We start from the raw sequence: 437 nt of genomic DNA on the forward strand, positions 1-437 counted from the left end.
ACCCTGGTTTATGTCAATACGGATACAACCGTAATTGTGGCTCATCTGGTTCCAGTCAACAAAGACAACCTACGGAAATTATCAACATCGATGTTCCTTCAAAATACGGAGCTTGGGCAGCTAACCCTACAACTGGTATTTCAGGTGGGGCACTCGAGATGGATTCACCTGCTGCTGCCAAAAGAGAAGCCATTAAAACTTGTGAACTAGGGGGGAAAAATAAACCGTGTAAAATTTATGCTTGGGTAAGGAATGGTTGTCTTGCCGTTGCCCACGATCAAAATGGTACAATTTTTTTTGGATCCACTACCCCTGGTCTTGCCGAAGCGGAAGCCTTCGAAAAATACCAAAGAAATAGAAAAGCACAATGTAAAATTCTTGCCACCGAAGGCTGCTCAATGCCTCAATTCTCCTCGACCACTTTCTCTTATACCCCT

Annotated in this window: 1 protein-coding gene; it reads left to right on the plus strand. The window is 43.9% G+C overall.

From position 1 onward, the window contains the following. The coding region (locus tag ACTHTQ_RS11450) for a DUF4189 domain-containing protein (protein ID WP_440363984.1) at positions 1-437 on the plus strand (437 nt) is incomplete at both ends.

The organism is Neisseria sp. P0020.S003 (genome assembly GCF_051957095.1).
Classification (GTDB): Bacteria; Pseudomonadota; Gammaproteobacteria; order Burkholderiales; family Neisseriaceae; genus Neisseria; species Neisseria subflava.